The following is a 26446-nucleotide window of genomic DNA, read 5'->3' as shown; positions in this document are numbered from 1 at the left end:
GATTTTCGCCGGTGCGATCCGGCCTTTCGGCTTTCTCGCGGTTCCAACCTTACCAGATCCGTTTCCGTCTCTGGCCCCCTGCTGGAGCGGGGTCGGCCGTTTCGCTTTCGCTTTTCGGCCTTTCCGACTTTATCAGATCTTCTTTCCGTTCCGGTCCGCTTCTCGGTGAGTTGCGGGCGGTTCGAATTTCGATCCGATTCCCCTGTCGGCGGGGTGTTCACTACTTTAGCGGAATTCCTCGGTGACGCCTAATCAGACGCCCGGAACGAATTTCGGCATGCGGAATTCTGTCCCGTTGAGGGGCCGTGCAGTAGTGGGTTGCCGCGAAGCGGCGGGATGGCTGTCCGGGGCCGTCGGCTCCGTGACAACTCGGAGAACACTACACGAGCGGATGAGGTGCTTCAAACCCCGGTGGGGGAGGGGTGCCGGGCCGGTTGAGGGCATGACCGCGCAGGTGCTGGGCCGCCGCTTCGGCGGCCGTTCGCGTATCTCGGCCGGGGCTAGTTGTTGTTGCCGGTGGCGAGTTCGCGGCTGCGGTCGCGGGCGGCTTCCAGGGCGGCGATCAGGGCGGCGCGGACGCCGTGGTTCTCCAGTTCGCGGATGGCGTTGATGGTGGTGCCCGCGGGGGAGGTGACGTTCTCGCGGAGCTTGACGGGGTGCTCGCCGCTGTCGCGGAGCATCACCGCGGCGCCGATGGCGGCCTGGACGATCAGGTCGTGGGCCTTGTCGCGGGGCAGGCCGAGCAGGATGCCGGCGTCGGTCATCGCCTCGACGAGGAAGTAGAAGTACGCCGGGCCGGAGCCGGAGAGGGCGGTGGCGGCGTCCTGCTGGGACTCCGGGACGCGCAGCGTCTTGCCGACGGTCGCGAAGATCTCCTCGGCGAGGGTGAGGTGCGCGCCGGTGGCGTGGGTGCCGGCGGAGATGACGGACATCGCCTCGTCGACGAGGGCGGGGGTGTTCGTCATGACCCGGACGACCGGGGTGTCGGGGGCCAGTCGCTCCTCGAAGTAGGAGGTGGGGATGCCGGCGGCGCCGCTGATGACCAGGCGGTCGGCGGGGACGTGCGGGGCCAGCTCCGTCAGCAGGGTGCCCATGTCCTGGGGCTTGACGGTGAGGATCAGGGTGTCGGCGGCCTTGGCGGCCTCGGCGTTGCTGACCGCCTCGACGCCGTAGCGGGTGCGGAGCTGCTCGGCGCGCTCCTGGCGGCGGGCGGTGACCAGCAGGTCGGAGGGTGCCCAGCCGCCGCGGATCATGCCGCTGAGCAGGGCTTCGCCGATTTTTCCGGTGCCGAGTACGGCGACCTTCTGGGCCATGCGTTCACCTCGCCGGTGGTGCGTGATCTGTCGGGGCCATCCTCGCACCGGGAGGGGAAGGGGTGCGGGGGCGTCCACGGAGCGGTCGGTGCCGCGGTCCTCGGTGGCCCTGGACGGCCGTCGGCGGCCCTGCACGGCGGCGCGCGGCGTGATTCGCGTCGCATTCGAAAGGCGTGGCGGACGGTTTCGCCGGAATTGACCGTAAGGTCGGTGAACTTGTCCTTCCCTGCTGTCCCCGGCCCGAGGAGCCCCTTGAAGCGTCGTCCCTTCCGTGTCTGCGGTGCCGTAGCCGTACTGTCCGCCGCCCTGCTGCTGCCCTCCTGTACGTCCGGCAGCACGGCCGTCAAGGGGAAGGCGGGCAGCGGCGGAGTGGGCGACCCGGTCTTCCCGGCGCTCGGCAACGGTGGCTACGACGTCCGCCACTACGGGCTCGACCTCAGTTACGACGTGGCCGAACAGCACCTGGACGGGACCGCGGCGATCACCGCCAAGGCGAGCGAGGACCTGCGCTCCTTCCAGCTCGACCTCCAGGGGATGACGGTGACCGGCGTCCGGGTGGACGGCCGGGACGCCGACTTCAGCCGTAAGGGACACAAGCTGGTGGTCCGCCCGTCCGCCGGGATAGGCAAGGGCGACGAGTTCCGGACGACCGTCAGCTACCGGGGGACGCCGGAGGAGATGCAGGACGTGGGCGGCGGCTCGGAGGGCTGGGTCAAGACCGCCGACGGCGCGTTCGTCACCGGGGAGCCGGCCGGGACGATGACGTGGTTCCCCGGCAACAACCACCCCAGCGACAAGGCCGCCTACGACTTCCGGATCACCGTGCCGGAGCGCTACACCGCGGTCGCCAACGGCGAGCTGCGGTCCAAGCGGACCGCCGGCGGGCGCACCACCTACGAGTGGCACAACGCCGAGCCGATGGCCAGCTACCTCGCCACCGCGACCATCGGCAAGTTCGACGTCCAGGAGTCCCGCACGCCGCAGGGACTGCCCGTCTACCTCGCGGTGGACCCGCAGGAGGCCAAGGCCAGCAAGGAGCCGCTGTCCCGGCTGCCGGAGATCATCGCGTGGGAGAGCAAGCTCTTCGGCCCGTATCCGTTCTCGTCGGCCGGCGCGATAGTCGACCACACACCGGAGCGGATCGACTGGGGGGCGCTGGAGAACCAGACCAAGCCGGTCTACGCCGGGGCGCCGGACACCTCGACGGTGGTGCACGAGACCGCCCACCAGTGGTTCGGCGACTCGGTGACGCCGAAGACCTGGCGGGACACCTGGCTCAACGAGGGCTTCGCCACCTATACCGAGTGGCTGTGGGAGGAGCACGAGGGCGGCCGCACCCCGCAGCAGCAGTTCGACGCGCTCTACGACTCCGACGAGGACGACGACCGCTGGGACTTCCCGCCGGGCCTGGTGCCGTCGCCGGCGGACGTCACCGAGACACCGGTCTACGAGCGCGGCGCGATGGTGCTCCAGCAGCTGCGGAACGCCGTCGGCGACAAGACGTTCTTCTCGATCCTCAAGGAGTGGCCGGAGAAGTACCGGCACACCAACGCCGACAGCGGCGACTTTGTCTCCTTCTGCAAGCAGCGCACGGATGTGGACCTGACCGACCTGTTCGACGACTGGCTCTACGGGGAGGGCCAGCCGGACTGGGAGTACGAGGCGGCCTGAGGGCGAGGCGGGGCGGCCCCGTGGTCACGGCCGTCGCCCCGCCGGCGTCGGCCGCGCTCAGCGGCCCCCGAGGTCCAGGTGCCCGAGCTTGTCCGGGTTGAGCACGGCGTCCACCTCGGTGATCAGCCCGCCGTGCACCGTGAAGGACAGCACCCCGGCCGAGTACGTCCCCGTCCCGTCGGTGAAGACCATCCCGAGCGCCCCGTTGACCTCCCGGACGTCCAGCCGCATGGCCGCCGGATCGAAGCCGCGGGTGACCAGGCCCCAGACGTAACGGGCGACCTTCTCCCGGCCCAGCACCGGCCGGCGGGCCGCGGTCACCTTGCCGCCGCCGTCCGAGCGCCACACCACCTCCGGGTCGAGGACGTTCAGCAGCGCCTCGAAGTCCCCGCCCATGACGGCCGACAGGAACGCCTCGACGGTGCGCCGGTGCTCGGCCGCGTCGACGGTGCGGCGCGGCGCCTCGGCCCGCACCCGGCGGCGGGCGCGGGAGGCCAGCTGCCGCACCGAGTCCGGGGTGCGGCCGACCGCCTCGGCGATCTCCGGGAACGGCACCGCGAAGACGTCGTGCAGGACGAACGCGGTCCGCTCGGCCGGGGTGAGCCGCTCCAGGACGGTCAGCAGCGCCATGCCCACGGACTCGTCGAGGGTCACCCGGTCCTCGGGGCCGTCCGGCACGCCGGCGCGGCCCGCCCCCGCGGACCCGCCGGCGGCGCCCTCGAACACCGGCTCCGGCAGCCACGGCCCGACATACAGCTCGCGGCGGGCCCGGGCCGAGCCCAGCAGGTCGTAGCAGATCCGGCTGACCACGGTGGTGAGGAAGGCGCGCGGGCTCTCCACCGGCGGTTCGGCGGGCAGCGCCTGCCAGCGCAGCCAGGTCTCCTGGACCGCGTCGTCGGCGTCGCTGACCGTCCCCATGATCCGGTACGCCACGGCCCACAGCCGGCCCCGGTGCTCCTCGAACTGCGCCAGCCGCTCCGCCCGGACCCGCTCGTTCCGTTCGTCCGCCGCCCCGCGTCCCCGCTCCGCCATCGTCTGCTCCCGCCTCCCTGGCCCTCGGCCGCGGCCCGTTCACCGGCGGCCTCCGGGATGGGGACGACGCTACGGGGTGGAGTGTGACGGGGCGGGGCGCGGGTGCGACCTGATGGGGGCTCAGGGGCGGGGGCTCGGGGGCGGGGCTCAGGAGCCGGGTCGCCGGACGACGGTGAGGTCGAGGGCGTACGCCTCCTCGATCTGGCCGTCCGGGAAGACCTCCAGGAGCGCCGCCCGTTCGTCCGCCAGAACGGGCGCGGCGGCCTCCGGCCCGAGTGCGGCGAAGTACGAGCGGCTGCCGAGCATCGCGAGATGGGTGGCGAGCGGGACGGTGCGGGTCCAGTGCAGCACCCGGGTCTCCGGGCACAGGCCCAGCCCCAGGCCACGGATCAGACCGGCGGCCTCGGGCGCGACGCCGTGGGCGTGGTAGCCGGGCAGCCGGCGAGCGAGCCGGGCCTCCTGGGCGGCGGCCCACGGGACGTCCGGGTCGGGCACGTTCCACCACAGCGCCAGGGCGCCGCCCGGCCGCAGCACTCTCAGCGCCTCCGGGACCGAACGGGCCGGGTCGGTCCAGTGCCACGCCTGCGCATAGCCGACGAGGTCGAAGCCGGCGTCGTCGGCGAACGGCAGTGCGTCGCCGCCGGCCCGCACCAGCGGGATACCGGGGTGCCCGGCGCGCAGTTCGGCGGCCATCGCCGCGCCCGGCTCCACGGCCGTGACCCGTGCGCCGCGCGCCCGGAGCAACCCGCTCGCGATCCCGGTCCCGGCGCCGACGTCCAGCACCCGGGCCCCGGCGAGCGGCCGCCCGGCCAGCTCCTCGACGGCGTCGAACAGGGCCGGCGGATAGCCGGGCCGGGCGGCCGCGTACTGCGCGGCGACGGAGTCGAAGGCGCGGGAGAGGGTGACGTGGTCGGGCGGGCCGGGCTCCTGCTGCGCCGGCTGCTGAGGCTGTGGTGACGGCTGCGGCCGTGACTGTGGTGTCCCCGGAGACTGCGGTGCCGGTGGCGGCTGCGGTGGCGTCATGGCCGGCATCCTGCCCGTGGCTGCCAGCCCCTAACGGCGCTTCTTCCCCGTCCCCTTGCCCTTCGACGCGCGCGCCGCCGGGTTGCCCGCGCGGGTTTCCCGGCGGCGCGCGTGCCGCTCCCGCGCCGCCTCGTACTCGGCGCGGCGGAGCTTCTCACCGGGCGCCTCGGTCAGACTGCGGCAGAAGTAGGCGAGCAGCGCGCCGATGAAGCCGATGAGCATCAGGCTCTGCATGGAGCGCTCGGAGGGGCTGTCGGCCGGCAGGTCCGAGCGGCGCGCGAACCCGTCCCAGGTGCGGCGGAACGCCAGCGCGCTGCACACCGCGACGCCGACCACCACCAGCCCGTTCACGAACGTGCCGACGGCGGCCTGCGCCAGCCCCTGGAAGGCGAACCGCAGCACCAGCCCGCCGAACCCGGCGAGCACCAGCGACCCCACCGCGACACCGGCCCGGCGCAGCCCGTAGCCGCCGTCGTGCTCGACCCAGGTGGTGCCGAAGAAACGGATCTCCTCCGGTTCCGGCTCGCCCGGGGCCGCGGTCCGCTGCGTGTCGCTCATGCCCTCGATTATCCCCGGACGCCCGGTACCCGGCCGGACGGCCACCGGGCGTCGGGCACCGGGCGTCGGGCACCGGTCCGCCGTCAGCTCATGCAGCTGGGCGCGACCATCCCGCTGCTGCCGGTGTGGACGTAGGTGTCGGAGACGTACTCGCCGGGCCCGATGTTGTCCCAGAGGTTGGACGTGCCATACGGGCCGACGACCCACTGCCCGCGCATCTGGCAGCGGATCTGGACACGGGCGCCCGCCGGCAGCTGCCGGACCAGCGCGGTGTTGGTGCCGGCGCCCTGGCGGACGTTGACGCGGTAGCCGGGCGCGACGGGGTAGCTCCCCCCGTCGGCGAGCGCCGCGCCGGCGACCGCCGCACCGAGCGGGGCGGCCTCGGCCACCGCGTCGCCCACCGCGCCCGTCCCCGTACCGTCCGTCCCCGCGTCCGGCCCGGCGCTCCCTTGGAAATCCTGCGTGGTCATGCTGCTTCCCCCCGTTTACGGATGGCTGCCCGCCGTTGCCGGGCAGTGCGTAGCCGGGCATCCGTTCGACGCCCGCGACGCGCACGCTAGCAAGCCTCACCCGTCCCGGACGTGCCATGGACTAGGCTCCGCGCGTCGCACTTGCGACCGAAAAGCACAGCGCTTCGCACGGGGAAGACACGGGGGTGGAACGATGCCGCCGCTGCGCGATTCCGGGTCCGGCCCGGAAGCGGAGCGTCCGGAATACGCCGGGCAATACCGTCTGGAGGCGCGGCTCGGCTCCGGGGGAATGGGCGTGGTCCACCTGGCCCGGTCCTCCTCCGGACTGCTGCTCGCGGTCAAGGTCGTCCACGCCGAGTTCGCCCAAGACCCGGAGTTCCGGGGGCGGTTCCGCCAGGAGGTGGCCGCCGCCCGGCGGGTCAGCGGCGCCTTCACGGCCCCCGTCGTCGACGCCGACCCGGACGCCGAACGCCCCTGGATGGCGACCCTCCACATCGCCGGCCCGACCCTCTCCGCCCATGTGAAGCGGAACGGCCCGCTGGCCCCCGCCGAGGTGCGTCAGCTGGGCGCCGGGCTCGCCGAGGCGCTGCGCGACATCCACCGCGCGGGCGTGGTGCACCGCGACCTCAAGCCCGGCAACGTGCTGCTCGCCGCCGACGGCCCCAAGGTCATCGACTTCGGCATCTCGCGCCCCAACGACAGCGAGATGCGCACCGAGACCGGGAAGTTGATCGGGACCCCGCCGTTCATGGCGCCCGAGCAGTTCCAGCGGCCGCGCGAGGTCGGCCCCGCCGCGGACGTCTTCGCACTCGGCTCGGTACTGGTGCACGCCGCCACCGGCCGCGGCCCGTTCGACTCCGAGAGCCCGTATCTCGTCGCGTACCAGGTGGTGCACGACGAGGCGGAGCTGTCCGGCGTGCCGGACGCACTCGTCCCGCTGGTCGAGAGCTGCCTGGCCAAGGACCCGGCGGACCGCCCGACGCCGGACCGGCTGATGCAACTGCTGCGCACGGACGCGCCGATGACGCTGCCGGCCGATGTCGCGTCCCCCGGCGAGGCGCTGCCGGAGACGGTCACCGGCACCCGGATACCCGCCCCACGGCAGCCGGTCCGCGCCGAGTCCACCCCGCCGCGCGCCGAGACCACGCACGTCCGCGCCCGTACGCCGGACGTCTCCCGAAACCCGGACGTCCCCCGTATCGCGGACCCGTCCCGTACGGCGAATCCGTCCCGCGTCCCGCACCCGTCCCCTGTCCCGGACCTGTCCCGCGCGCCCGCCGCCCCGTCGGCCCGGCCGTCCGCTCCCCCCACTCCCCAGGCCGCTCCCGGGAAAGCCGCCTGGGAAGCCGCCGGCCGAAATCCCGAACGTGCCCCCGAGCGAGATTCCGAACGAGACTCCGGACGGGATGCCGGGCGTGCCCCCGGACCAGCCTCCGGGAACGGCCGCAGGAAGAGCCCCCGTAAGGCCCGCCGCCTCCGCTGGGCCGCCACGGCTCTCGCCGCCACCGCCGCCGTCGCGGTCGCCGCCACCTGGGCGTACACCTCCCTCGCCGGATCCTCCGCCAACGACCCGGCCCTCCAGACCCACGCCCCACGCGTCCCGCGCACCGCCTTCCACCCCTGGCGCACCACGATCGTCGAACGGCCCGCCGGCCACAACGCCGAGATGCCCTACTGCACCGCCGGCGCCGACGCCGTCTTCTGCGGCCAGTCCGGCATGCCGGCGGCCCGACTCTCCCCCGGCACCGGTGAGGTGGCATGGCGTCACAAGGGCGCCCCCGCAGGCCCGGAGGCCGTCTCGCCGACCGCCCCGGTCCTCTCCGGCGGCTTCCTCTACGTCTTCACCGCCGACGGCAAGCGCCTGCTGGCCCTCGACCCGTCACCGCACGGCAACGGCGCCCTCCGCTGGAGCCTGGACGTCTCCCCCTACGAGGGTGGCGCCGCGGTGGTCGGCGACCGCATCCTCCTCATCGCCGCCGACGGCACGCTCACCGCCCTGGACACCACCACGCACACCCAGCGGTGGCGCAAGCGCTTCCCCGGCCACCGCCTCCCCCACTTCACCACCTACGGCGACCCGCACACCGCCTACGCCGCCGAAACCCTCACCACCGGCCCCACCCCCACCACCCAACTCACCGCCATCAACCCCTCCGACGGCGCGGTCCGCTGGTCCCACCGGCTCCCCGGCACCCTCACCCTCGCCGGCCCCACCACCACCGGCGCTCTCTTCCTCACCATCGGCGACCCCACCTACGACGGCACGGTCTCCGGCGTGCTCCGCTTCGACCCGGCCACCCGCCGCACCCGGAAGCTCCCGCTCGCGGCGCCCCTGCACGGCGTCTTTGCCGCCGTCCAGGGCGACACCGCCTACCTCCTCGCCGAGGGCGGCGCCCTCCAGGCCGTCGGCGCCCGCACCTGGGACACCGAGACCTCCGTCAGCCGCGGCTCGGCCCCTGTCATCAGCGGCGACCGCCTCTACTTCACCGCCGCCGACGGCCGCCTGCTCGCGGTCGACACCACCTCCGGCGCCGTCCTCGGCCAGACCCCGCCGCGCCTGACCGCCACCCGCCACAACGGCTTCCTCCAGGCCGTCCCCGCGCCCACCCTGGACGCGGCCCAAGGCCACATCTACGCCGCCTCCCCCGACGGCACGGTTTTCGGCGTGGCAACGGCCGACCCGGCCCGCTGGTGAGACCGCCGGGTCCCCACCCGCACCCCGTGAATCACCTCCGGCCCGACGTCATATCCCCGCACGGCCATGTCCAACACCCACCGCCGATACGCCTGCAACCACCGCTCCGGAACCTCCGGCCCTCCGTCCGGAACCTCCAACCCCTCTCCCCGGGCCGAAAGCTGCGCCAGCACATACGGCCGGGTCCGTAGCGACCGCTCCGGGAACCGGGGCCCACTGACCGCGTCACAGGCATAACGGCTCCGATGCCGCGGCAGGGAAACGACCCGCGGCCGTTCCGACTCCTCCGGCCACGTCCGGTACGGCTCGGCCTGGCCTGCCCGATGCCTACCCCGAGCAGGAAGAAGGAGCGCGAAAAACCGCTCCAAGTAGGCGGTAAAGTAAGCCATGTTCGTCAGTTCCTTGTCAGCTGATGGACTCCGCCCCGGTACCGGCCCGCTTTGCCGTACCGGGGCTTTTCCTCTCGCCGCCGATTCCCGTTCAAACGGGCCACGCGCTGTGCCGGTTGAGTTCCGCGACATGGCCACTCAGCGCGGCGGACACCGCGACCGGCTCGATGTCCTCCGGAGCCGCGTCCCACTCCACCCCGCCCCCCAGCGGCCGAAGTTGGAAACACGCCCCCTCGCGATCCATGACCCGCCCGACCCGATCCCGCAGCCGATCCCGCACGATCTCCCCCTTCCCCGGGTCGTAACCGCTCACGACGCCCCGCCCCCGTCCCCGAGGACGACCGCCAACCGCCGTGCGGTCTCCGGATTGCAGCGCCCCAACTCGATGAGCGGACGCGGCGGTTGGCCGCAGTACGTCACCAGGTCGATCCCGAGCGACGGCAGCACGATGCCGCACCGCTCCAGCGCGGCGGCCAACACGTCGAGCGCCGCTTCGGCGTCGGCGACCTTCTCCCTCGTCATGGCGGTGCTCCTTCTACGTTTGCCTGCCTGACGCACCGGAACTGACTACGGTGGGTGTTCCGGCCGCTACAAGAATGGCCTGGGGATGCGGTGCAGAGGCCGCGTACAGGCCGTACTTCTGCGCCCTGAACCGTTAGTTCCATGCCTTCCATAAAGGGGGTCACTATGCCGCCGAGAAGGGTCGTTACCGGGCGGAGCCCGGAACCGCGCAGGCGGTTCGCGGAGGAGTTGCGCTTACTGCGCGCAGAGAAGGGCGACAGCCTGCGGCAACTCAGCGAGGTTCTCGGCTGGGACGCATCCCTGTTCGGAAAGATGGAGAACGGGAGGACGCTGGGAAGCCCGGAGGTCGTAGAGGCACTGGCCCAGCACTATGGGACGGGGGACCTGCTGCTGGCGCTCTGGGAGTTGGCGGTCGGAGACCCGACACAGTTCAAGGAGCAGTACCGGCGATACATGACGCTGGAGTCGGAGGCGGTGAGCCTATGGCATTTCGGACACAGCACCATTCACGGGCTTCTTCAGACGGAAGGCTACGCAAGAGACTTGCTCAAGGCAGGTGGGATCGAAGGCGAAGAACTGACGCGGCAGGTGGAAGCGCGCATGGGCCGCCGCCAGTCGCTGGAGGGCGATGAACCACCGCAGTTCCGCACCATCTTGTCCGAAGCTGTGCTGCGCACACCGTTGGCGGACGCCTCGGAGTGGCGGAAGCAGCTTGAGTATCTGATCGAGGCGTCCGCGCGCTCGAACATCACCCTGCAGGTGCTGCCGTTCAGTGCCGGGCTGAACGGCTTGGACAGCACCGCAGTGATCTTTCTGCGACTGCCGAGCGGCTTCCCTGTGGCCTACACGGAGAACGCTCACCGTGGCGAACTCATCGAGGAATCCGCCTCGGTTGAGCGTTTGCAACGCGCGTACGATGCGGTGCGAGACCGGGCGTTGGTCCCGGACGAGTCGCGGAAGTTCGTCATGCGGATGTTGGAGGAAGTGCCGTGCGAACCATCGACCTGAGCACCGTCACGTGGCGCAAGAGCTCGTACAGCAACTCCGACGGCGGCGCATGCATCGAGGTAGCCGACAACGTCACCGCCCACGCCCCCCTCGTCCCCGTCCGGGACAGCAAGAGGTCCGACGGGCCCGTGCTGGTCTTCGAGGCAGGGGCCTGGGCCTCGTTCGTCACCGCCGCCAAGACGGACAGCTGGAGCTGAACCGACCAAAGTTGGAGGCAACGCCGTGCGATCCATCGGCCTGAGCACCATCACGTGGCGCAAGAGCTCGTACAGCAACCAGGACGGGGGAGCGTGCCTTGAGGTCTCCGACGACCTCCTGGCCAACGCCACCTGGCGCAAGTCCAGCTACAGCAACCAGGACGGCGGCCAGTGCATCGAGGTCGCCGACAACGTCACCGCCCCCGCGCCCCTCGTCCCCGTCCGGGACAGTAAGGACCCCCAGGGCCCCGCGCTCGTCTTCGGAGCGGGGGCCTGGGGGTCCTTCGTCGCCAGCGTCAAGGCGCTCCCACTCTCGTAGGGGCGTGGGGGCTCGTGGGGCTCGTTGGGGCGTTACGGGTTGGGGGTCACGTCGAAGCCCGCGCCGTAGATGTCGTGGTCGGGGGCGGCGGCCTCGCGGGCGCGCAGGTCGGCGAGGATGTTCGCCGAGCTGGTGTAGTTGAAGGGCGGCAGCTGGAGGGTGATCGCCTTGGTGATCCCCGCCCAGGGGCCGGCCGCCTGGAACTTGTTGGCCTGGGACGGGAGATCGGTCCCCGGCACGTGCCAGATGACCGGGCCGCCCGAGTCGCCGGCCTTGTTCACGGCCGGCGCCCGGTAGATGCCGTTGTCGTTGTTCATGACGGTGCCGTACCAGGTGCCCGTCTGCCCGGACGTGATGATCTCGTTGTTGCCGGTCGTCAGCAGGCGCTCCTCGTCGCGCGCGGGGTTCGTGGCGTTCGGACTGACCGGGCCCTTGGGGTACTTCAGCACGCCGGTCTGCTTCAGGTGCGGCCCCTGCGAGGAGAGCGTCACCTTGGGAAGCAGCTCGATGACCATGTAGTCCTTGGTGGCGTGGCCCGTCTGTGAGCCCTCGGGGTCCTTGAAGTAACGGACATAGCCGATCGGGCCGTACTTCGGGTCGTTGCGGTCGACGACCGGGATGATGTTGTCCGGGATCTCGTGGTCGGCGTACTTCCCGGACGTGTCGCGGATGCAGTGGCCGGCCGAGATGGCTATCTTGCGCTGGTGGTCGTCGGTCCCCACGGCCCCGATGGTGCAGAAGAGGTCGGTCGAGTTCGGGGGGAACGCGATCTGCATGCCGTTGTAGACGCGCTTCGCATCGGACTGCGCGGACCGCGCGGACTGCTTGGCGTGGCGAGCGGAGGGCGCGTCCGCGTGCGCGGTGGCCGCGACGGCGCCGAGGGAGCCGGCGAGCGCCAGGGCCGCGACGAGCCCTGGCACCGCACGAATCCCCCTGTTCTTCCCGGCCGTTCCGGCCGTCCCGATCGTCCCGGCCTTCGTGGTCTTACCGATCACGTGTCGTTCCTCCCCTACTGGCGATGGCTCGGCACCATCCTGAACGACCACCATGAAAGACCGATGTAATCGGTGGAGTCGGGCCTCGGTGGCGCGATACCCGGAGACTCAACCTCGCTTACGTATGTGCATGCAGGTGCACACTGGATTCATGTCCTCTACGTATCCCATCGCGGAAGCGCGAGGCAGGCTCGGCGATCTTGCTCGCCGGGCCGCCCAGCACGAGCACATCACTCTGACCGATCGCGGAGTCCCGACGGCGGTCCTCATCTCTCCCGCCGAACTCGAAGACCTTGAGGACGCCTTGGCTCTCGCCCGCCTGGAGCGGGACCGCGCCCTTGACCGTGCCGAGGCCCCCGTACCCCACAGCGAGGCGCGGCGTGCCCTTCTTGAGGCCGCCGGGAGGGGTGAATGACCTTGGCAGGTTCTGTGGGAAGCGGCAGCTCTCAACGCCGCTGCCGGTCACCTCAAGGACGACCCTCGCGGAGTTGACACCCTCCTTCAGGCCACCGACCAGCTGGCCGAGAATCCTCGGCCCAAAGAGTCCCGGCCGTGGGGCACCGAGCACCGCCGCCTCCGCCACGGGCCCTGGCGCATTCTCTACCGCGTCGACCTGGATGCCCGCACCCTTCACATCGAACACATCGGCCACACCGGCGCCTGACGGAACCCACACCGGTGCCCGAGCGAACGTAGTGACACCACACCGGCCCCGGCGTCCACGCCGGGGCCGTGCCGTATCGGCGTCAGATGTCAGCCCAACTTGCTCACGTCCCGGACCGCGCCCTTGTCGGCGCTGGTGGCCATGGCCGCGTACGCGCGCAGGGCCGCGGAGACCTTGCGGTCGCGGTTCTTCGGTGCGTAGACGCCGCCCAGGGCCTCCCGGCGCGCGGCCAACTCCTCGTCCGCCACGAGGAGTTCGATGGAGCGGTTGGGGATGTCGATGCGGATGCGGTCGCCGTCCTCTACGAGGGCGATGGTGCCGCCGGAGGCCGCCTCGGGGGAGGCGTGGCCGATGGAGAGGCCGGAGGTGCCGCCGGAGAAGCGGCCGTCGGTGACCAGGGCGCACGTCTTGCCCAGGCCGCGGCCCTTGAGGAACGACGTCGGGTAGAGCATCTCCTGCATGCCGGGGCCGCCCTTGGGGCCCTCGTAGCGGATGACGACGACGTCGCCCTCCTTGACCTGCTTGTTCAGGATCTTCTCGACGGCCTCGTCCTGGGATTCGCAGACGACGGCCGGGCCCTCGAAGGTCCAGATGGACTCGTCGACACCGGCGGTCTTCACCACGCCCCCGTCGAGGGCGATGTTGCCCTTGAGGACGGCCAGCCCGCCGTCCTTGGAGTAGGCGTGCTCGACGGAGCGGATGCAGCCGCCCGCGGCGTCCACGTCCAGGGTCTCCCAGCGCTCGGACTGCGAGAACGCGGTGGCCGAGCGCTTGCAGCCGGGCCCGGCGTGCCACAGCTCGACGGCCTCGGCGGACGGCGAACCCCCGCGCACGTCCCAGGTCTTGAGCCACTCGGCGAGTGTGGCGGAGTGGACGGAGTGGACGTCCTCGTTGAGCATCCCGCCGCGGTACAGCTCGCCGAGGATGGCGGGGATGCCGCCGGCGCGGTGCACGTCCTCCATGTAGTACGTGCCGCCGGGGGCGACGTTCGGGGCGACCTTGGCCAGGCACGGGACGCGGCGGGAGACCGCGTCGATGTCCCTGAGGTCGTAGTCCAGTCCGCCTTCCTGGGCGGCGGCCAGCAGGTGGAGGATCGTGTTGGTGGAGCCGCCCATGGCGATGTCCAGGGCCATGGCGTTCTCGAAGGCGGCGCGGGTGGCGATGTTGCGCGGCAGGACGGACTCGTCGCCGTCCTCGTAGTAGCGCTTGGTGATCTCCACGACCGTGCGGCCGGCGTTCTCGTAGAGGGCGCGGCGGGCGGTGTGGGTGGCGAGCACCGAGCCGTTGCCGGGCAGGGAGAGGCCGATGGCCTCCGTCAGGCAGTTCATGGAGTTGGCGGTGAACATGCCGGAACAGGAGCCGCAGGTCGGGCAGGCGTTCTCCTCGATGCGCAGCACGTCCTCGTCGGAGACGCTGTCGTTGGAGGCGTCCACCATCGCGTCGATCAGGTCGAGCTTGCGGACCGTGCCGTCCACCAGCGTGGCCTGGCCGGCCTCCATCGGGCCGCCGGAGACGAAGACGACCGGGATGTTCAGGCGCATCGCGGCCATCAGCATGCCGGGGGTGATCTTGTCGCAGTTGGAGATGCAGATCAGCGCGTCGGCGCAGTGCGCCTCGACCATGTACTCGACCGAGTCCGCGATCAGGTCGCGGGAGGGCAACGAGTACAGCATGCCGCCGTGGCCCATCGCGATGCCGTCGTCGACGGCGATGGTGTTGAACTCGCGGGGGACGGCACCGGCGGCCCGGATGGCATCGGAGACGATCCGGCCGACCGGGGCGAGGTGGGTGTGGCCGGGCACGAACTCGGTGAAGGAGTTGGCGACCGCGACGATCGGCTTGCCGATGTCCTCGCTCGCTACGCCGGAGGCCCGCATAAGGGCGCGGGCGCCCGCCATGTTGCGGCCATGGGTAACGGTGCGGGACCTCAGCTCGGGCACGATGGTCACTCCCTCGGGAAACGGACGTACGGCGCGCCGTCCTGCGACAGACGGCGAGGCCATACAGCAGCTGGTCCCGAGATTACGCTCTTGATCCAAGATCCGGACACCGTCTCCGGTATGTGAGATGCCCGCCCGCAGTGCGGACAGCCGTTGCCCGGCGCGCCACCGCCACCGCCACCGGTTGAGCCGGCTACTTGCCGGGAACCCAGTTCGGGGACGCCAGATGGAGGCGGGTGAAGGCCAGCGCCTCGGACAGGTCGGCCTCGCGTTCGGCGGCGGACATCGCCCGGCGGGTGTTGACCTCGACGACCACATGTCCGTCGAAGCCGGTGGTGGCCAGCCGTTCCAGCAGCTCAGCGCAGGGCTGGCTGCCACGTCCCGGCACCAGGTGCTCGTCCTTGGCGGAGCCGTTGCCGTCGGCGAGGTGGACGTGCGCCAGGCGGTCGCCCATCCGCTCGACCATCGCCATCGCGTCGTGGCGGGCGGTGGCGGTGTGCGAGAGGTCGACGGTGAAGTGCCGGTAGTCGTCGTTGGTGGGGTCCCAGTCGGGCGCGTAGGCGAGCATCTCGCGGTCGCGGTAGCGCCAGGGGTACATGTTCTCCACCGCGAACCGGACGTCCGTCTCGCCCTCCATCCGCCAGATGCCGCGGACGAACTCCCGCGCGTAGCTGCGCTGCCACCGGAAGGGCGGGTGCACCACGACCGTGGAGGCGCCGAGCTTCTCCGCCGCGGTGCGGGCGCGCTGGAGCTTGACCCACGGGTCGGTGGACCAGACCCGCTGGGTGATCAGCAGACACGGCGCGTGGACGGCCAGGACCGGCACGCCGTGGTAGTCCGAGAGCCGGCGCAGCGCCTCTATGTCCTGGCTGACCGGGTCGGTCCACACCATGACCTCGACGCCGTCGTAGCCCAGGCGCGCGGCGATCTCGAAGGCCGTCGCCGTCGACTCCGGATAGACCGAAGCCGTGGACAGCGCGACCTTCGCGTCAGGGATGCGCACCACTGGCTCTGTCACGAGGGACAGCGTACGGGCCGAAATCCGGCACAGGGCCAGGACGTGAGCACCGCCACGACTCCCTGACGCAACCCCTGTGACCCCCGAGAACCCCTGCGACGCCTGTGACGCCCCGTCCCATGGCCCCCATGTGATCTGCGCCGCATCCACAGGGAAAGCCCACACATCCCCACCCGGTCACAACCTCCAGAACCAGGCACGCACACCCCCACCGGGCCGCACCCGGCCACCCGTCCCTCCGAGGACACCCCACGTAGCCGACCGGCACCGACACGGCGGGACAGTCGCCAACGGCGCCAGGTCGGAGGGGATGTCCCGGAGCCCGCCCGCAGGATCTGGAGCGAACGCCGGGGCATTCCTCATCTACGGACCAGATGCGCCCGCACCGAGGACGGGCTCCGGGGCAGCCCCTCCGACCCCACCCACAGGCCGTAGGCGAGAGCACCCCAGCCGACACGGCGCGCGCAGCCGACGACGTGGGACGGCCACAAACACACCCCCCGCCGCCACGGCGAGCAACCCAAATCCGCCCGGGCCCGGCGGAAATAAGAAACCCACCGAAACCCCAACGTGGGAAGCCCCTACGGAAGGTGATCCAACCGCCGCAAAATAACCCCCTCCCGCAACGCCCAAGGACAGATCCCCAGACTCTCCACCCCGAACAGATCCATCGCCGCCTCGGCCACCAACGCCCCCGCCAGCAGCTGCCGCGACCGCCCCTCGGACACCCCGGGCAGCCCGGCCCGCTCCCGGGCGCTCATCTGGGCCAGCCGCGGCACCCACTCCTCCAGCTTCTTGCGGGACAGGTCACGCTGGACGTACAGCCCCTCCGCGGACCGCGCCGCCCCCGCGATCCGGGCCAGCTGCTTGAACGTCTTGGACGTCCCGACGACCTGGTCGGGCGTGCCGTGCCGGGAGAAGTCGCTGACCACCCGGGCGATCCCGGCCCGCACCCGGCGCCGCAGCGCCCGTACGTCCTCCGCGTCCGGCGGATCGTCCCGCAGGTCCGTCCCGGTCAGTCGCCCCGCGCCGTACGGCAGCGAGACGGCCACGTCGGGGTCCTCGTCCAGCCCGTAGGCGATCTCCAGCGAGCCGCCGCCGATGTCCAGGACGAGCAGCCGGCCGGCCGACCAGCCGAGCCAGCGGCGGGCGGCCAGGAAGGTCAGCCGCGCCTCGTCCTCGCCGGAGAGGACCTGGAGGGTGACGCCCGTCTCGTCGGTGAGGTGGCGCAGCACCTCCTCGCCGTTGGTGGCCTCGCGGATCGCGGAGGTGGCGAACGGGAGCACGTCCTCGACGCCCTTGTCCTCCGCGACCTGCATCGCCTCCAGGATGGTGGCCACCAGGCGGTGGACGCCGGCCTCGCTTATCGCGCCGTCCTCGTCGAGGAGTTCGGCCAGGCGCAGTTCCGCCTTGTGCGAGTAGGCGGGCAGTGGGCGCGCGCCGGGGTGTGCGTCCACCACCAGGAGGTGGACCGTGTTCGAACCCACATCGAGGACACCGAGTCTCATACGGGGAAACCTACTGCCGCGACGGGGGACAATCGGCGTCGGCCGTACGCTGGACCCGTGGCAAAGACGAAACAGGCGAAGCACGAAAAAGCCCTGAAGAAGGAAGAAAAGCGGCGCGCCAAGGCCGCCGCGGCGGCGGATTCCGCCTCCGATTCCGCCGCGGAATCCGCCGCGCAGTCCGGCGACGGGGCCACCGCCGACGAGGTCGGCCTCGACTTCGCCCGCGCCTGGGTCACCTTCCCCGACCCGGGCGACGACGAGCAGCTCTTCCGCTGCGACCTGACGTGGCTGACGTCCCGCTGGACCTGCATCTTCGGCAGCGGCTGCCAGGGCATCCAGGCCGGCCGCGCGGACGACGGCTGCTGCACGCTCGGCGCGCACTTCTCCGACGAGGAGGACGAGGAGCGGGTCGCCCAGCACGTGGCGCGGCTCACGCCCGACCTGTGGCAGTTCCACGACGTCGGCACCGGGACCGGCTGGACCGAGGAGGACGAGGACGGCGAGCGGCAGACCCGCCGCTGGCAGGGCTCCTGCATCTTCCAGAACCGCCCCGGCTTCAAGGGCGGCGCCGGCTGCTCGCTGCACATCCTCGCGCTGCGCGAGGGCCGCGAGCCGCTGGAGACCAAGCCGGACGTCTGCTGGCAGCTGCCGGTGCGGCGCACCTACGACTGGATCGACCGGCCGGACGACACCCAGGTCCTTCAGGTCACCATCGGCGAGTACGACCGCCGCGGCTGGGGGCCGGGCGGCCACGACCTGCACTGGTGGTGCACCTCCGCGACCTCCGCGCACGGCGCCGGCGAACCGGTCTACGTCACGTACCGGCCGGAGCTGACCGAGCTGATGGGCAAGGCCGGCTACGCCAAGCTCGCCGAGCTGTGCGAGCAGCGGTTGGCGTCCGAACTCCCGCTGGCCCCCCACCCGGCCGACCCCGGGCCGCGGCCGGCCGACGCCCGGTAGCCGCCCCGCCCCTCATCGCGGCGGCCGGGCGGTCTGCGACGGCTTCGGCGGGTGCGGCTGCTCCGGCGGCTCCGACGGCGGGGTCGCCCCCGTGGTCGGCGCCGACGTCGGCGCCGGGGCCCCGGTCGGCCCGGAACGCGTCGGCGACGGAGACGGCGCCGGGTGGGTCGGGTGCGCCGGGGACGGCGTCGGCGCGGGCCGGGTCGTCCCGGGCCGCGGCGACTGCTGCGACGGCTGCGGACGCGGATGCGCCGGGTGCGGGCCGCCGGACGAGGGCCGCCCCCGCCCCTGCGCGGGCTCGGTCGCCCCGTGCCCCTTGAGGTTGACGACGGTGCCGCCGGGCTCGATGGCGATCGCGGACCGCCAGTCCCCGTCCGGCTCCCGGTCGTGGTCCACGTAGACCGTGACCTTCGTGGTCTGGCCGGGCTCCAACTGCCCGGCGGTGCGGCTGAGTTGGAGCCAGGGCGCACCGGTCGACGCCTGCCAGCGCACCGGGGTGCCGCCGGAGGCACGGATCGTGATGACGGTGGTGCCCTCGGCCGGCTGCGCGTCGACCGTCAGCCGGCCCGGCCCCTTCTCCTCCCGCCCGGCCGGCGGCGTCGGGCCGGCGCCCGCGCCCAGCACCGCGACCGAGACGTCCGACAGCCCGTCGCCGAACGGCAGTCCGGGGCGATGCGGCGCCGACGGCCGGGCGTTGCCGGCGTTCTCGTACGGGTGTCTGCCCGGCTTGCCGTCACCCGGCCCCGGCTCCGCGACCTCGTTGGCCGCCACCGCCGGCAGGACGTCCGCCTCGCCCGTCTCCGGGGCACCGCGGTACGCCGCCCACAGCGCGAGCACCGGCGCGGCCAGCACCGTCGCCACGACGGCGCTGGTCAGCACGCGGTTGCGGCGCCGTCGGCGGCGGGCCGAGCGGTCCGTGGGAGCGACCGGGAAGCCCCTGCGGTCGTAGCGTGGAGAACCGTTTGCTCCGCCGCTCCGGCCGCCCTTCGCGGGCGCGGCCCCCGGCACGCCCTCGGCCCGCCCCGACCGGGACTCCGACGCCGCCACCAGCGCCGCGCACACCGCCGAACGGTCCGCGGGGACCAGCGGCAGCGCGCCCTGGCCGGCGGGCGCGGTGCCCGGCCACGGCCCGGCGGCGGTGGCCCGCTCGGCGGTCCGGCGGCACTCCGTGCAGTCGTCGACATGGCGCACCAGCTCCCGGCGGAGCGCCGCGCCCAGCAGCATCTGACTGTCCCCGGCCAGCCGGGCCACGTCCGGACATCGCCCGAACTCGACCACCGCCAGCGCCGCCCGGGTCCGCTCCACCTCGCAGGACGCCGCGCCCAGCAACGTCCGGGTGGCGGCCGGGTCGGCGCCCGTCACCGCGGCGATCTCCTCGGGTGCCAGCCGGTGCCGCACCGACAGCTCCAGCACCTCGCGCTGCTCGGGGGTGGTACCGGCGGCCTCCGGCCAGGCCAGCACGGCCAGTTCGTGCTGGCGCGCCGGCGTCCGGTCCGCGTCGGGCGGGCCGACGGCGTCCGGGGCGGCCTGCTCGGCGAGCCGCCGCAGGCACGCCCAGCGGGCCAGGGCGTAGAGCCAGGGGCGGAAGAGGGCCGGGTCGCCGGGCCGGCGGCCGTGCTGGCGCGCGGCGAGTGCGAGGGTCTCGCCGAGGACCACGGCGGCCGCGTCGTGCTCGCAGAGCACGGACAGGCAGTAGGTGAACAACCCGTCCAGATGGGGCTCGTAGCGGTCCTGGTGCTCGGGGCGGCCAGCCCGCCCGTCGGTCTGCGTCCGGTGCCGGCGCGGCGCGGCGGTGCGCGACCGGTGTGCGCCGGTGGTGTGCGTAGGGTGCTCGGGCCTGCTGCTCATCACCCCGGCGACGGTAGGCGGATGATGCAGCCGCTCCTGTGCACCGGGCTCACTTTTAACCCGTACGGGTGACCATCTCCCTCAAAAGGGGACACACATCTGCTAAATGCCGGTCGCACGCGCACGGCGCACGCCACCCGGACGGCGCAATCTGCCGCCGCGGCGTCCACTTCGCCCGGCAGGAGACCTCGGGAACGTCCGCTGTCATACCCCGCCGCTACGGTGGCGTCATGGCAACTCGTAAATCGTCGGCCAAGGAGCGCCCCTCGTACCGCTGCACCGAGTGCGGCTGGACCACCGCCAAGTGGCTCGGCCGCTGCCCGGAGTGCCAGGCGTGGGGCACGGTCGAGGAGTTCGGCGGCGCCCCCGCGGTGCGCACCACCGCGCCCGGCCGGGTCACCACCGCCGCCCTGCCCATCGGCCAGGTCGACGGCAAGCAGGCCACGGCCCGCTCGACCGGCGTGCCCGAGCTGGACCGCGTCCTGGGCGGCGGGCTGGTCCCCGGCGCGGTGGTGCTGCTGGCCGGTGAGCCCGGCGTCGGCAAGTCCACCCTCCTCCTGGACGTCGCCGCCAAGGCCGCCTCCGCCGAGCACCGCACGCTCTATGTGACGGGCGAGGAGTCCGCGAGCCAGGTCCGGCTGCGCGCCGACCGCATCGGCGCCCTCGACGAGGATCTCTATCTGGCCGCCGAGACCGACCTCTCCGCCGTCCTCGGCCATCTGGACAGCGTCAAGCCCTCGCTGCTGATCCTGGACTCCGTGCAGACCGTCGCCTCCCCGGAGATCGACGGCGCCCCCGGCGGCATGGCGCAGGTCCGCGAGGTCGCCGGCGCCCTGATCCGGGCCTCCAAGGAGCGCGGCATGTCCACCCTCCTCGTCGGCCATGTCACCAAGGACGGCGCGATCGCGGGCCCTCGCCTCCTGGAGCACCTGGTCGACGTCGTCCTGCACTTCGAGGGCGACCGGCACGCCCGGCTCCGCCTCGTCCGCGGCGTGAAGAACCGCTACGGCACCACCGACGAGGTCGGCTGCTTCGAGCTGCACGACGAGGGCATCATCGGCCTCGCCGACCCCTCCGGCCTCTTTTTGACCCGCCGCGACGAGCCGGTGCCCGGCACCTGCCTGACGGTCACCCTGGAGGGCCGCCGCCCGCTGGTCGCCGAGGTCCAGGCACTGACCGTCGACTCCCAGATCCCCTCCCCCCGGCGCACCACCTCCGGCCTGGAGACCTCCCGGGTCTCGATGATGCTCGCCGTCCTGGAGCAGCGCGGCCGGATCAGCGCCCTCGGCAAGCGCGACATCTACAGCGCCACGGTCGGCGGGGTGAAGCTCAGCGAGCCGGCCGCCGACCTCGCGGTCGCCCTCGCCCTGGCCAGCGCCGCCAGCGACACCCCGCTGCCGAAGAACCTCGTCGCGATCGGCGAGGTCGGCCTGGCCGGCGAGGTCCGGCGGGTCACCGGCGTCCAGCGCCGCCTGTCGGAGGCCGCCCGGCTCGGCTTCACGCACGCCCTGGTTCCCACCGACCCCGGCAAGATCCCCGACGGGATGCGGGTCCTGGAGGTCGCCGACGTCGGCCAGGCACTGTCCGTGCTGCCCAAGCGGGTCCGCCGGGAGGCCCCGCGGGAGGAGGAAGCGCGCCGGTAGACTTTGCCCCGGTCTAGGGCCTGTCCGACGGGTCGTGCCCTAGGGCGCAGCCCCGCACCGCCGTCCCGCCGCCGGCCACGTACGCTCCGAGTGGTACGCACCGCGGCACCGGCCGGGCGGCCCGGACCGACAGACCATGCGACGGAGGAGTGCAGTGGCAGCGAACGACCGGGCGTCGTCTCCCGGCAGGTCCGCAGGGACCGGCACCGAGAGCCTGATGCGCGCCTCGCTGAGCGCCGTCGCGCCCGGTACGGCCCTGCGGGACGGCCTGGAGCGCATCCTCCGCGGCAATACGGGCGGCCTGATCGTCCTCGGCTTCGACAAGACCGTCGAGTCGATGTGCACGGGCGGCTTCGTCCTCGACGTCGAGTTCACCGCGACCCGGCTGCGCGAGCTGTGCAAGCTCGACGGTGCGCTGGTGCTGGACAAGGACATCACCAAGATCCTCCGGGCCGGGGTCCAGCTGGTGCCGGACGCCTCCATCCCCACCGAGGAGACCGGCACCCGCCACCGCACCGCGCAGCGGGTCTCCATCCAGACCAACTTCCCGGTGGTCTCGGTCAGCCAGTCCATGCGCCTGATCGCGCTCTATGTGGACGGCGAGCGCCGCGTCCTGGAGGAGTCCGCGGCGATCCTCTCCCGTGCCAACCAGGCGCTGGCCACCTTGGAGCGCTACAAACTCCGCCTCGACGAGGTCGCCGGCACCCTCTCCGCCCTGGAGATCGAGGACCTGGTCACCGTCCGCGACGTCTCCGCGGTCGCCCAGCGCCTGGAGATGGTCCGCCGGATCGCCACGGAGATCGCCGAGTACGTCGTCGAACTGGGCACCGACGGCCGCCTGCTGGCCCTCCAGCTGGAGGAGCTGATCGCCGGGGTGGAGCCGGAGCGCGAACTGGTCGCCCGCGACTACGTCCCCGAGCCCACCGCCAAGCGCTCCCGCACGGTCGCCGAGGCACTGGCCGAGCTGGACGCCCTCAGCCACGCCGAGCTGCTCGAACTCCCCATTGTGGCCCGCGCGTTGGGCTACAGCGGCTCTCCCGAGACGCTGGACTCGGCGGTCTCGCCGCGCGGCTTCCGGCTGCTGGCGAAGGTCCCCCGTCTCCCCGGCGCCGTCATCGACCGCCTGGTCGACCACTTCGGCGGCCTCCAGAAGCTCCTCGCGGCCAGCGTCGACGACCTCCAGGCCGTCGAGGGCGTCGGCGAGACCCGCGCCCGCTCCGTCCGCGAGGGCCTCTCCCGCCTGGCGGAGTCGTCGATCTTGGAACGGTACGTTTAGTCACGTGCAGTACGGGCGGGAGGCGCCCGTGGGGCGGTGACTGTGCTCGCCCCGCGAGGGTCTCGCCCGCGGGGGTACCCGTCCCGCGGGGATACCCACCCCACGGCAATTCCCGGCCACCACGGGAATACCCGCCCGCCACCGCCGCGTTGGGCCCCGCAGGGGGCGCTCACGACCCTTACGGGATCCGTTCGCACCCCCCTTAGGGCCCCCGGCCTTATCGGCGCCAGCCTCAGGGCCCCGGCTCTTGGCCCCCGGCCTCAGGCCCCCGCCCCGCCTCAGTCCTTGGTCAGTTCGAACGTCGTGTGGACCGGCGCCAGCCCCGGCACCTTCGCCTGGATCAGGTACTCGCCGGCCGGCACCACCGCCGTGCTCGGCGTCGCGCACTGGGGCCCGCTGGCCCGGCGGTCCCACTCTACGGTGCGGGTCACCGCGCCCTTGGCGGGCACCTGAAGCAGCGCCGGGGCGGCACCGGTCGGGCAGTCGTCGGAGGCCCACACCGGGTCGTCGCCGGCGGTGTCGTTGATGGTGAGCACCGCCGCCTTGCGCCCGAGGTCCACCTTGCAGGCCGCGCCACCGGAGTTCTCCACCGTCAGCCGGAACTTCGGCTTTTCGTCGGGCGAGTAGCTGTCCTTGGCGCTCTTCAGCGTCAACTTGACCGTTTCGGAGCCACAGTTGGGGAGCGACGGGCCGGCCGCTACGACTTCGCCCGCGGGCAGACCGATCGCCGCGCCACCGGAACCGGCACCGCCCGTTCCGGAACCGCCGCCGGAGCCCCCGCTACCGCTCCCGTTGTCCGATCCCTCACCGCCCGCCGATCCGGAGTCCGAACCGGATCCCGAACCGCCGTCCGACCCGGACGCGCCTCCCGCGCCCGACTCGTCGCGCCCGCCGGGCTTTTGGCCGTTCACCGGGCCCGTGGGCGCGGGCCCCGGCGTGATGGAGGCGGCGGGCCCGGATCCGTGCGCGCCCTTGCCCTCGTTGGCCGTCTTCTCGTCGTCCCCGCCCATGGTGAGCACCCACACCACCAGGGCGATCAGGAGGACGAGGACGGCCAGCGCAACGGCCCTCCGCCGCCAGTAGATGGAGGACGGAAGCGGCCCGATCGGATTGCGCAGTGATCCCACGCGAAAACTCTACGAGAGATCCGCACCGGCACCGGCCAGTACCCGCCGCATCGGGCTGCAACTTTTCACATCATCGGCTCGGCGACGGCCCGTCGGCCCGTCGCCCGTCGGCCCGTCCACAGCTGCCCGCACCGGCGCTCCCACCCCGGACACCGGCCACAGCACCCCGCGCCCCGCGCCCCGCCCACCACACCCCACCGCCCCTCGACCCCCGGCCCCCGGCCTCCCACTCGACGCCCATCGGCCTGACCCGTCATCAGTTGGCGCTCCCCCGCGCCCCCGTACCGCCCTACCCCCGCCACTCCTCCTTGTGCCCGAACCCCTGCGCGTTGTCGATCAGCCGCAGCCAGTCCGGGCGCAGTTCCCACAGCGCGGTGCGTTCCAGGGCCGCGCGCAGCCGGTCGTCGGCCTCGACGAACGGGAAGCGCGCGGTGTAGGCGCGCCACCCGGCGGCCCGCTCGCCCCCGCTCAACGGGCGGCAGGTGCCGCGCCCCTGAATTCCGGTCAGCCCGCTCCAGTCCTGGCCGTCCCGCTGCACCGTGAACGCCACCCGCGCGCCCGGTTTCCCCAGGGCCTGGCCGTGCCGGGTGCTCGCCGCGGTGACGAAGTACAGGACCGGCGCCCCGTCGGCGGCCGCCGCGGCGGCGTAGAGCACCGCGCACGCCTGCGGCCCGTCATCGTCCACGTACGCCAGCGTCACCGTGGTGTGCGCGTCCAGCGCCCGCCGGATACCGGCCGGACAGGACCCCGCGCCGCTCGCCCCACGGGCCGCGCCCACCATCGCCTCCCGGGCCGCTCCGGTCTCCCCGCCCGCCATACCCCCGTCTCCGGCCACGCCCCCGCCCCCGTCCCGGACCGCGCCCCCCACCGCGTCCGCGGCCGCTTCCCCGCCCGCGTCCGCCCGGCCCCCGGCACCCTGTGAACCGCTCGTCTCCTCCATACCTGCATCCTCGTACGCCCCCGCCGCCCCGCGCGCACCGGCCCGGGGCCGCCGGCGGGTGCGACCGCCGGTAGCCCCCGCCCGCCGCCGCCTGGCCTTCCTGCGTGTGGGTGGGCGTGCGGCGGGGCGGGCCGGGTGCGTTTCCCGGGGGCGGGCGGGCGTGCCAGGATCGGCAGTGCCATGACTTCGACGCCTGCCATTCCCAGTGCCATGACCGCCGTCGCCGAGAACGCCTCCGCCGCCGCTTCGGCCGCGGAGGCCACGGACGGGACCGGGCTGCACGGCCCGGTCACCGACTGGTTCGCCGAGCACGCTCGCGACCTGCCCTGGCGCCGCCCAGAGGCGGGCGCCTGGGGTGTGATGGTGAGCGAGTTCATGCTCCAGCAGACCCCGGTGAGCCGTGTGCTGCCGGTGTACGAGCAGTGGCTGGCCCGCTGGCCGCGGCCCGCCGACCTCGCCGCGGAGCCGCCGGGCGAGGCGGTGCGCGCCTGGGGCCGGCTCGGCTATCCGCGGCGCGCGCTGCGCCTGCACGCCGCGGCCTCCGCCATACAGGAGCGTCACGGCGGCGACGTCCCCCGTGAACACGCCCAGCTGCTGGCGCTGCCCGGCGTCGGCGAGTACACCGCGGCGGCCGTCGCCTCGTTCGCCTACGGGCAGCGGCACGCGGTGCTGGACACCAACGTCCGGCGGGTCTTCGCCCGCGCCGTCACCGGCCGGCAGTACCCGCCGAACGCCACCACCGCCGCCGAACGCAAGCTCGCCCGTGCCCTGCTCCCCGAGGACGAGGGCCTCGCGGCCCGTTGGGCGGCGGCCACGATGGAGCTGGGCGCGCTGCTCTGCACCGCGCGCACCCCGGAGTGCCACCGCTGCCCGATCGCCTCGCAGTGCGCCTGGCGGCTGGCCGGGGCGCCGGCCCACGACGGTCCGCCGCGCCGCACCCAGGCGTACGCGGGGACCGACCGCCAGGTGCGCGGCAAGCTGCTGGCGGTCCTGCGGGACGCGATCACGCCGGTTCCGCAGGGCGCGCTGGACGCGGTGTGGGACGAGCCGGTGCAGCGGGCCCGCGCGCTCGACGGGCTGGTGTCGGACGGCCTGGTGGAGCCGCTGGGCGGCGGCCGCTACCGCCTGCCGCACTCCTGACCGCCGCCGCGGCACCACGACGCCGCGGCGCCAGGCCCCGGCCGCACCCGGAACGTTCCGGCCGCACCGGGGACGCCCCGCCGCCCCGCCGACGCCGTAGCCGCCGTCCCGCGCGGCACGGCCGCGGTCCGTCCCGTCGACCGTCGTCCGACCGTCATCTATGTCACGGTCCCGTCATGTAACGACCTCG

Annotated in this window: 25 protein-coding genes; 11 read left to right on the top strand and 14 right to left on the bottom strand. The window is 73.0% G+C overall.

Annotated features, from left to right (window positions below; genetic code table 11):
- Nucleotides 1–500: 500 nt before the first annotated feature.
- Nucleotides 501–1313, bottom strand: coding sequence for a pyrroline-5-carboxylate reductase (proC, locus tag B073_RS0123130; RefSeq protein ID WP_018540460.1), 813 nt, complete (start codon nt 1311–1313; stop codon nt 501–503).
- A 252-nt stretch (nt 1314–1565) separates the two neighbouring features.
- On the opposite strand from proC, the gene B073_RS0123125 reads away from it, so the two are divergent.
- A complete protein-coding gene (locus tag B073_RS0123125) occupies nt 1566–2984 on the top strand; it encodes a M1 family metallopeptidase (RefSeq protein ID WP_018540459.1) in 1419 nt (472 codons plus the stop codon).
- 57 nt (nt 2985–3041) lie between these two features.
- On the opposite strand, the gene sigJ is transcribed toward B073_RS0123125, so the two are convergent.
- From sigJ to B073_RS0123105, 4 genes are all read right to left on the bottom strand, one after another.
- Nucleotides 3042–4016, bottom strand: coding sequence for an RNA polymerase sigma factor SigJ (gene sigJ / locus B073_RS0123120; RefSeq protein WP_018540458.1), 975 nt, complete (start codon nt 4014–4016; stop codon nt 3042–3044).
- A gap of 147 nt (nt 4017–4163) precedes the next feature.
- Nucleotides 4164–5039 carry a class I SAM-dependent methyltransferase gene (locus B073_RS0123115; protein ID WP_018540457.1) on the bottom strand — a complete coding sequence of 292 codons (876 nt, stop codon included), beginning with the start codon at nt 5037–5039 and terminating at the stop codon, nt 4164–4166.
- A 30-nt stretch (nt 5040–5069) separates the two neighbouring features.
- Nucleotides 5070–5597: a hypothetical protein gene (locus B073_RS0123110; RefSeq protein ID WP_018540456.1), complete on the bottom strand. Its 528-nt coding sequence runs from the start codon at nt 5595–5597 to the stop codon at nt 5070–5072.
- A gap of 83 nt (nt 5598–5680) precedes the next feature.
- Entirely contained in the window at nt 5681–6067 is a 387-nt protein-coding gene (locus B073_RS0123105; protein WP_106731927.1) for a hypothetical protein, read from the bottom strand.
- Nucleotides 6068–6260: 193 nt separating this feature from the next.
- On the opposite strand from B073_RS0123105, the gene B073_RS0123100 reads away from it, so the two are divergent.
- The gene (locus B073_RS0123100; RefSeq protein ID WP_018540454.1) at nt 6261–8762 is read left to right on the top strand and encodes a protein kinase domain-containing protein; all 2502 of its coding nucleotides are present in this window, start codon (nt 6261–6263) and stop codon (nt 8760–8762) included.
- 480 nt (nt 8763–9242) lie between these two features.
- Here the strand turns inward: B073_RS0123100 and B073_RS0123090 are convergent, their stop codons facing one another.
- A complete protein-coding gene (locus B073_RS0123090) occupies nt 9243–9464 on the bottom strand; it encodes a hypothetical protein (protein WP_018540452.1) in 222 nt (73 codons plus the stop codon).
- On the bottom strand, nt 9461–9673 hold the full coding sequence (locus tag B073_RS0123085) for a hypothetical protein (protein WP_018540451.1): 213 nt from the start codon (nt 9671–9673) through the stop codon (nt 9461–9463). The genes B073_RS0123090 and B073_RS0123085 overlap by 4 nt, the downstream gene beginning before the upstream one ends.
- Before the next feature lie 165 nt (nt 9674–9838).
- On the opposite strand from B073_RS0123085, the gene B073_RS0123080 reads away from it, so the two are divergent.
- From B073_RS0123080 to B073_RS0123070, 3 genes are read left to right on the top strand one after another with little or no spacing between them, the layout of a single operon-like run.
- Nucleotides 9839–10681: a helix-turn-helix domain-containing protein gene (locus tag B073_RS0123080; protein WP_026247641.1), complete on the top strand. Its 843-nt coding sequence runs from the start codon at nt 9839–9841 to the stop codon at nt 10679–10681.
- On the top strand, nt 10663–10878 hold the full coding sequence (locus tag B073_RS0123075; RefSeq protein ID WP_018540449.1) for a DUF397 domain-containing protein: 216 nt from the start codon (nt 10663–10665) through the stop codon (nt 10876–10878). The genes B073_RS0123080 and B073_RS0123075 overlap by 19 nt, the downstream gene beginning before the upstream one ends.
- Nucleotides 10879–10903: 25 nt before the next feature.
- A complete protein-coding gene (locus tag B073_RS0123070) occupies nt 10904–11197 on the top strand; it encodes a DUF397 domain-containing protein (protein ID WP_018540448.1) in 294 nt (97 codons plus the stop codon).
- A 32-nt stretch (nt 11198–11229) separates the two neighbouring features.
- Here the strand turns inward: B073_RS0123070 and B073_RS0123065 are convergent, their stop codons facing one another.
- Nucleotides 11230–12192: a hypothetical protein gene (locus tag B073_RS0123065; RefSeq protein ID WP_018540447.1), complete on the bottom strand. Its 963-nt coding sequence runs from the start codon at nt 12190–12192 to the stop codon at nt 11230–11232.
- Nucleotides 12193–12244: 52 nt separating this feature from the next.
- Between B073_RS0123065 and B073_RS44275 the strand changes: the two genes are divergently transcribed.
- The gene (locus B073_RS44275; protein ID WP_324608802.1) at nt 12245–12607 is read left to right on the top strand and encodes a type II toxin-antitoxin system prevent-host-death family antitoxin; all 363 of its coding nucleotides are present in this window, start codon (nt 12245–12247) and stop codon (nt 12605–12607) included.
- A gap of 12 nt (nt 12608–12619) precedes the next feature.
- Nucleotides 12620–12856: a type II toxin-antitoxin system RelE/ParE family toxin gene (locus tag B073_RS49075; RefSeq protein WP_078508133.1), complete on the top strand. Its 237-nt coding sequence runs from the start codon at nt 12620–12622 to the stop codon at nt 12854–12856.
- 89 nt (nt 12857–12945) lie between these two features.
- Here B073_RS49075 and ilvD read toward each other — a convergent pair whose 3' ends face one another.
- The 3 genes from ilvD to B073_RS0123045 form a co-directional block, all read right to left on the bottom strand.
- Nucleotides 12946–14796 (bottom strand): dihydroxy-acid dehydratase, encoded by a 1851-nt coding sequence (gene ilvD, locus B073_RS0123055; protein WP_026247640.1) that lies wholly within the window; start codon nt 14794–14796, stop codon nt 12946–12948.
- Nucleotides 14797–14989: 193 nt separating this feature from the next.
- The gene (locus tag B073_RS0123050; protein WP_234025139.1) at nt 14990–15814 is read right to left on the bottom strand and encodes a sugar phosphate isomerase/epimerase family protein; all 825 of its coding nucleotides are present in this window, start codon (nt 15812–15814) and stop codon (nt 14990–14992) included.
- A 581-nt stretch (nt 15815–16395) separates the two neighbouring features.
- Nucleotides 16396–17322: a Ppx/GppA phosphatase family protein gene (locus B073_RS0123045; RefSeq protein WP_018540443.1), complete on the bottom strand. Its 927-nt coding sequence runs from the start codon at nt 17320–17322 to the stop codon at nt 16396–16398.
- Nucleotides 17323–17379: 57 nt separating this feature from the next.
- On the opposite strand from B073_RS0123045, the gene B073_RS0123040 reads away from it, so the two are divergent.
- Nucleotides 17380–18282, top strand: coding sequence for a hypothetical protein (locus tag B073_RS0123040; RefSeq protein ID WP_018540442.1), 903 nt, complete (start codon nt 17380–17382; stop codon nt 18280–18282).
- A gap of 12 nt (nt 18283–18294) precedes the next feature.
- Here the strand turns inward: B073_RS0123040 and B073_RS40775 are convergent, their stop codons facing one another.
- Complete coding sequence (locus B073_RS40775; protein ID WP_018540441.1) at nt 18295–20130, bottom strand: RNA polymerase sigma factor; 1836 nt, start codon at nt 20128–20130, stop codon at nt 18295–18297.
- Nucleotides 20131–20360: 230 nt separating this feature from the next.
- Between B073_RS40775 and radA the strand changes: the two genes are divergently transcribed.
- Both radA and disA read left to right on the top strand, forming a co-directional pair.
- Nucleotides 20361–21773, top strand: a complete 1413-nt coding sequence (gene radA / locus B073_RS0123030; RefSeq protein ID WP_018540440.1) for a DNA repair protein RadA — start codon at nt 20361–20363, stop codon at nt 21771–21773.
- Nucleotides 21774–21927: 154 nt separating this feature from the next.
- The gene (disA, locus tag B073_RS0123025; RefSeq protein WP_026247638.1) at nt 21928–23049 is read left to right on the top strand and encodes a DNA integrity scanning diadenylate cyclase DisA; all 1122 of its coding nucleotides are present in this window, start codon (nt 21928–21930) and stop codon (nt 23047–23049) included.
- A gap of 278 nt (nt 23050–23327) precedes the next feature.
- On the opposite strand, the gene B073_RS0123020 is transcribed toward disA, so the two are convergent.
- Together B073_RS0123020 and B073_RS0123015 are read right to left on the bottom strand one after the other, a co-directional pair.
- The gene (locus B073_RS0123020; protein ID WP_018540438.1) at nt 23328–24176 is read right to left on the bottom strand and encodes a hypothetical protein; all 849 of its coding nucleotides are present in this window, start codon (nt 24174–24176) and stop codon (nt 23328–23330) included.
- 289 nt (nt 24177–24465) lie between these two features.
- Nucleotides 24466–25116 carry a pyridoxamine 5'-phosphate oxidase family protein gene (locus B073_RS0123015; RefSeq protein WP_018540437.1) on the bottom strand — a complete coding sequence of 217 codons (651 nt, stop codon included), beginning with the start codon at nt 25114–25116 and terminating at the stop codon, nt 24466–24468.
- Nucleotides 25117–25296: 180 nt separating this feature from the next.
- On the opposite strand from B073_RS0123015, the gene B073_RS0123010 reads away from it, so the two are divergent.
- Nucleotides 25297–26256 carry an A/G-specific adenine glycosylase gene (locus tag B073_RS0123010; protein ID WP_037812415.1) on the top strand — a complete coding sequence of 320 codons (960 nt, stop codon included), beginning with the start codon at nt 25297–25299 and terminating at the stop codon, nt 26254–26256.
- Nucleotides 26257–26446: the final 190 nt, after the last annotated feature.

Source organism: Streptomyces sp. MspMP-M5 (assembly GCF_000373585.1).
In the GTDB taxonomy this organism is placed as follows: domain Bacteria; phylum Actinomycetota; class Actinomycetes; order Streptomycetales; family Streptomycetaceae; genus Streptomyces.
This window is presented reverse-complemented; position numbering and strand designations above follow the sequence as displayed.

Coding starts and splice junctions, on each gene's coding strand:
- proC (WP_018540460.1), bottom strand. CDS start 1,313: ATGGCCCAGAAGGTCGCCGTACTCGGCACCGGAAAAATCGGCGAAGCC.
- sigJ (WP_018540458.1), bottom strand. CDS start 4,016: ATGGCGGAGCGGGGACGCGGGGCGGCGGACGAACGGAACGAGCGGGTC.
- B073_RS0123115 (WP_018540457.1), bottom strand. CDS start 5,039: ATGACGCCACCGCAGCCGCCACCGGCACCGCAGTCTCCGGGGACACCA.
- B073_RS0123110 (WP_018540456.1), bottom strand. CDS start 5,597: ATGAGCGACACGCAGCGGACCGCGGCCCCGGGCGAGCCGGAACCGGAG.
- B073_RS0123105 (WP_106731927.1), bottom strand. CDS start 6,067: ATGACCACGCAGGATTTCCAAGGGAGCGCCGGGCCGGACGCGGGGACG.
- B073_RS0123100 (WP_018540454.1), top strand. CDS start 6,261: ATGCCGCCGCTGCGCGATTCCGGGTCCGGCCCGGAAGCGGAGCGTCCG.
- B073_RS0123085 (WP_018540451.1), bottom strand. CDS start 9,673: ATGACGAGGGAGAAGGTCGCCGACGCCGAAGCGGCGCTCGACGTGTTG.
- B073_RS0123080 (WP_026247641.1), top strand. CDS start 9,839: ATGCCGCCGAGAAGGGTCGTTACCGGGCGGAGCCCGGAACCGCGCAGG.
- B073_RS44275 (WP_324608802.1), top strand. CDS start 12,245: ATGAAAGACCGATGTAATCGGTGGAGTCGGGCCTCGGTGGCGCGATAC.
- B073_RS0123045 (WP_018540443.1), bottom strand. CDS start 17,322: ATGAGACTCGGTGTCCTCGATGTGGGTTCGAACACGGTCCACCTCCTG.
- B073_RS40775 (WP_018540441.1), bottom strand. CDS start 20,130: ATGAGCAGCAGGCCCGAGCACCCTACGCACACCACCGGCGCACACCGG.
- radA (WP_018540440.1), top strand. CDS start 20,361: ATGGCAACTCGTAAATCGTCGGCCAAGGAGCGCCCCTCGTACCGCTGC.
- B073_RS0123015 (WP_018540437.1), bottom strand. CDS start 25,116: ATGGAGGAGACGAGCGGTTCACAGGGTGCCGGGGGCCGGGCGGACGCG.
- B073_RS0123010 (WP_037812415.1), top strand. CDS start 25,297: ATGACTTCGACGCCTGCCATTCCCAGTGCCATGACCGCCGTCGCCGAG.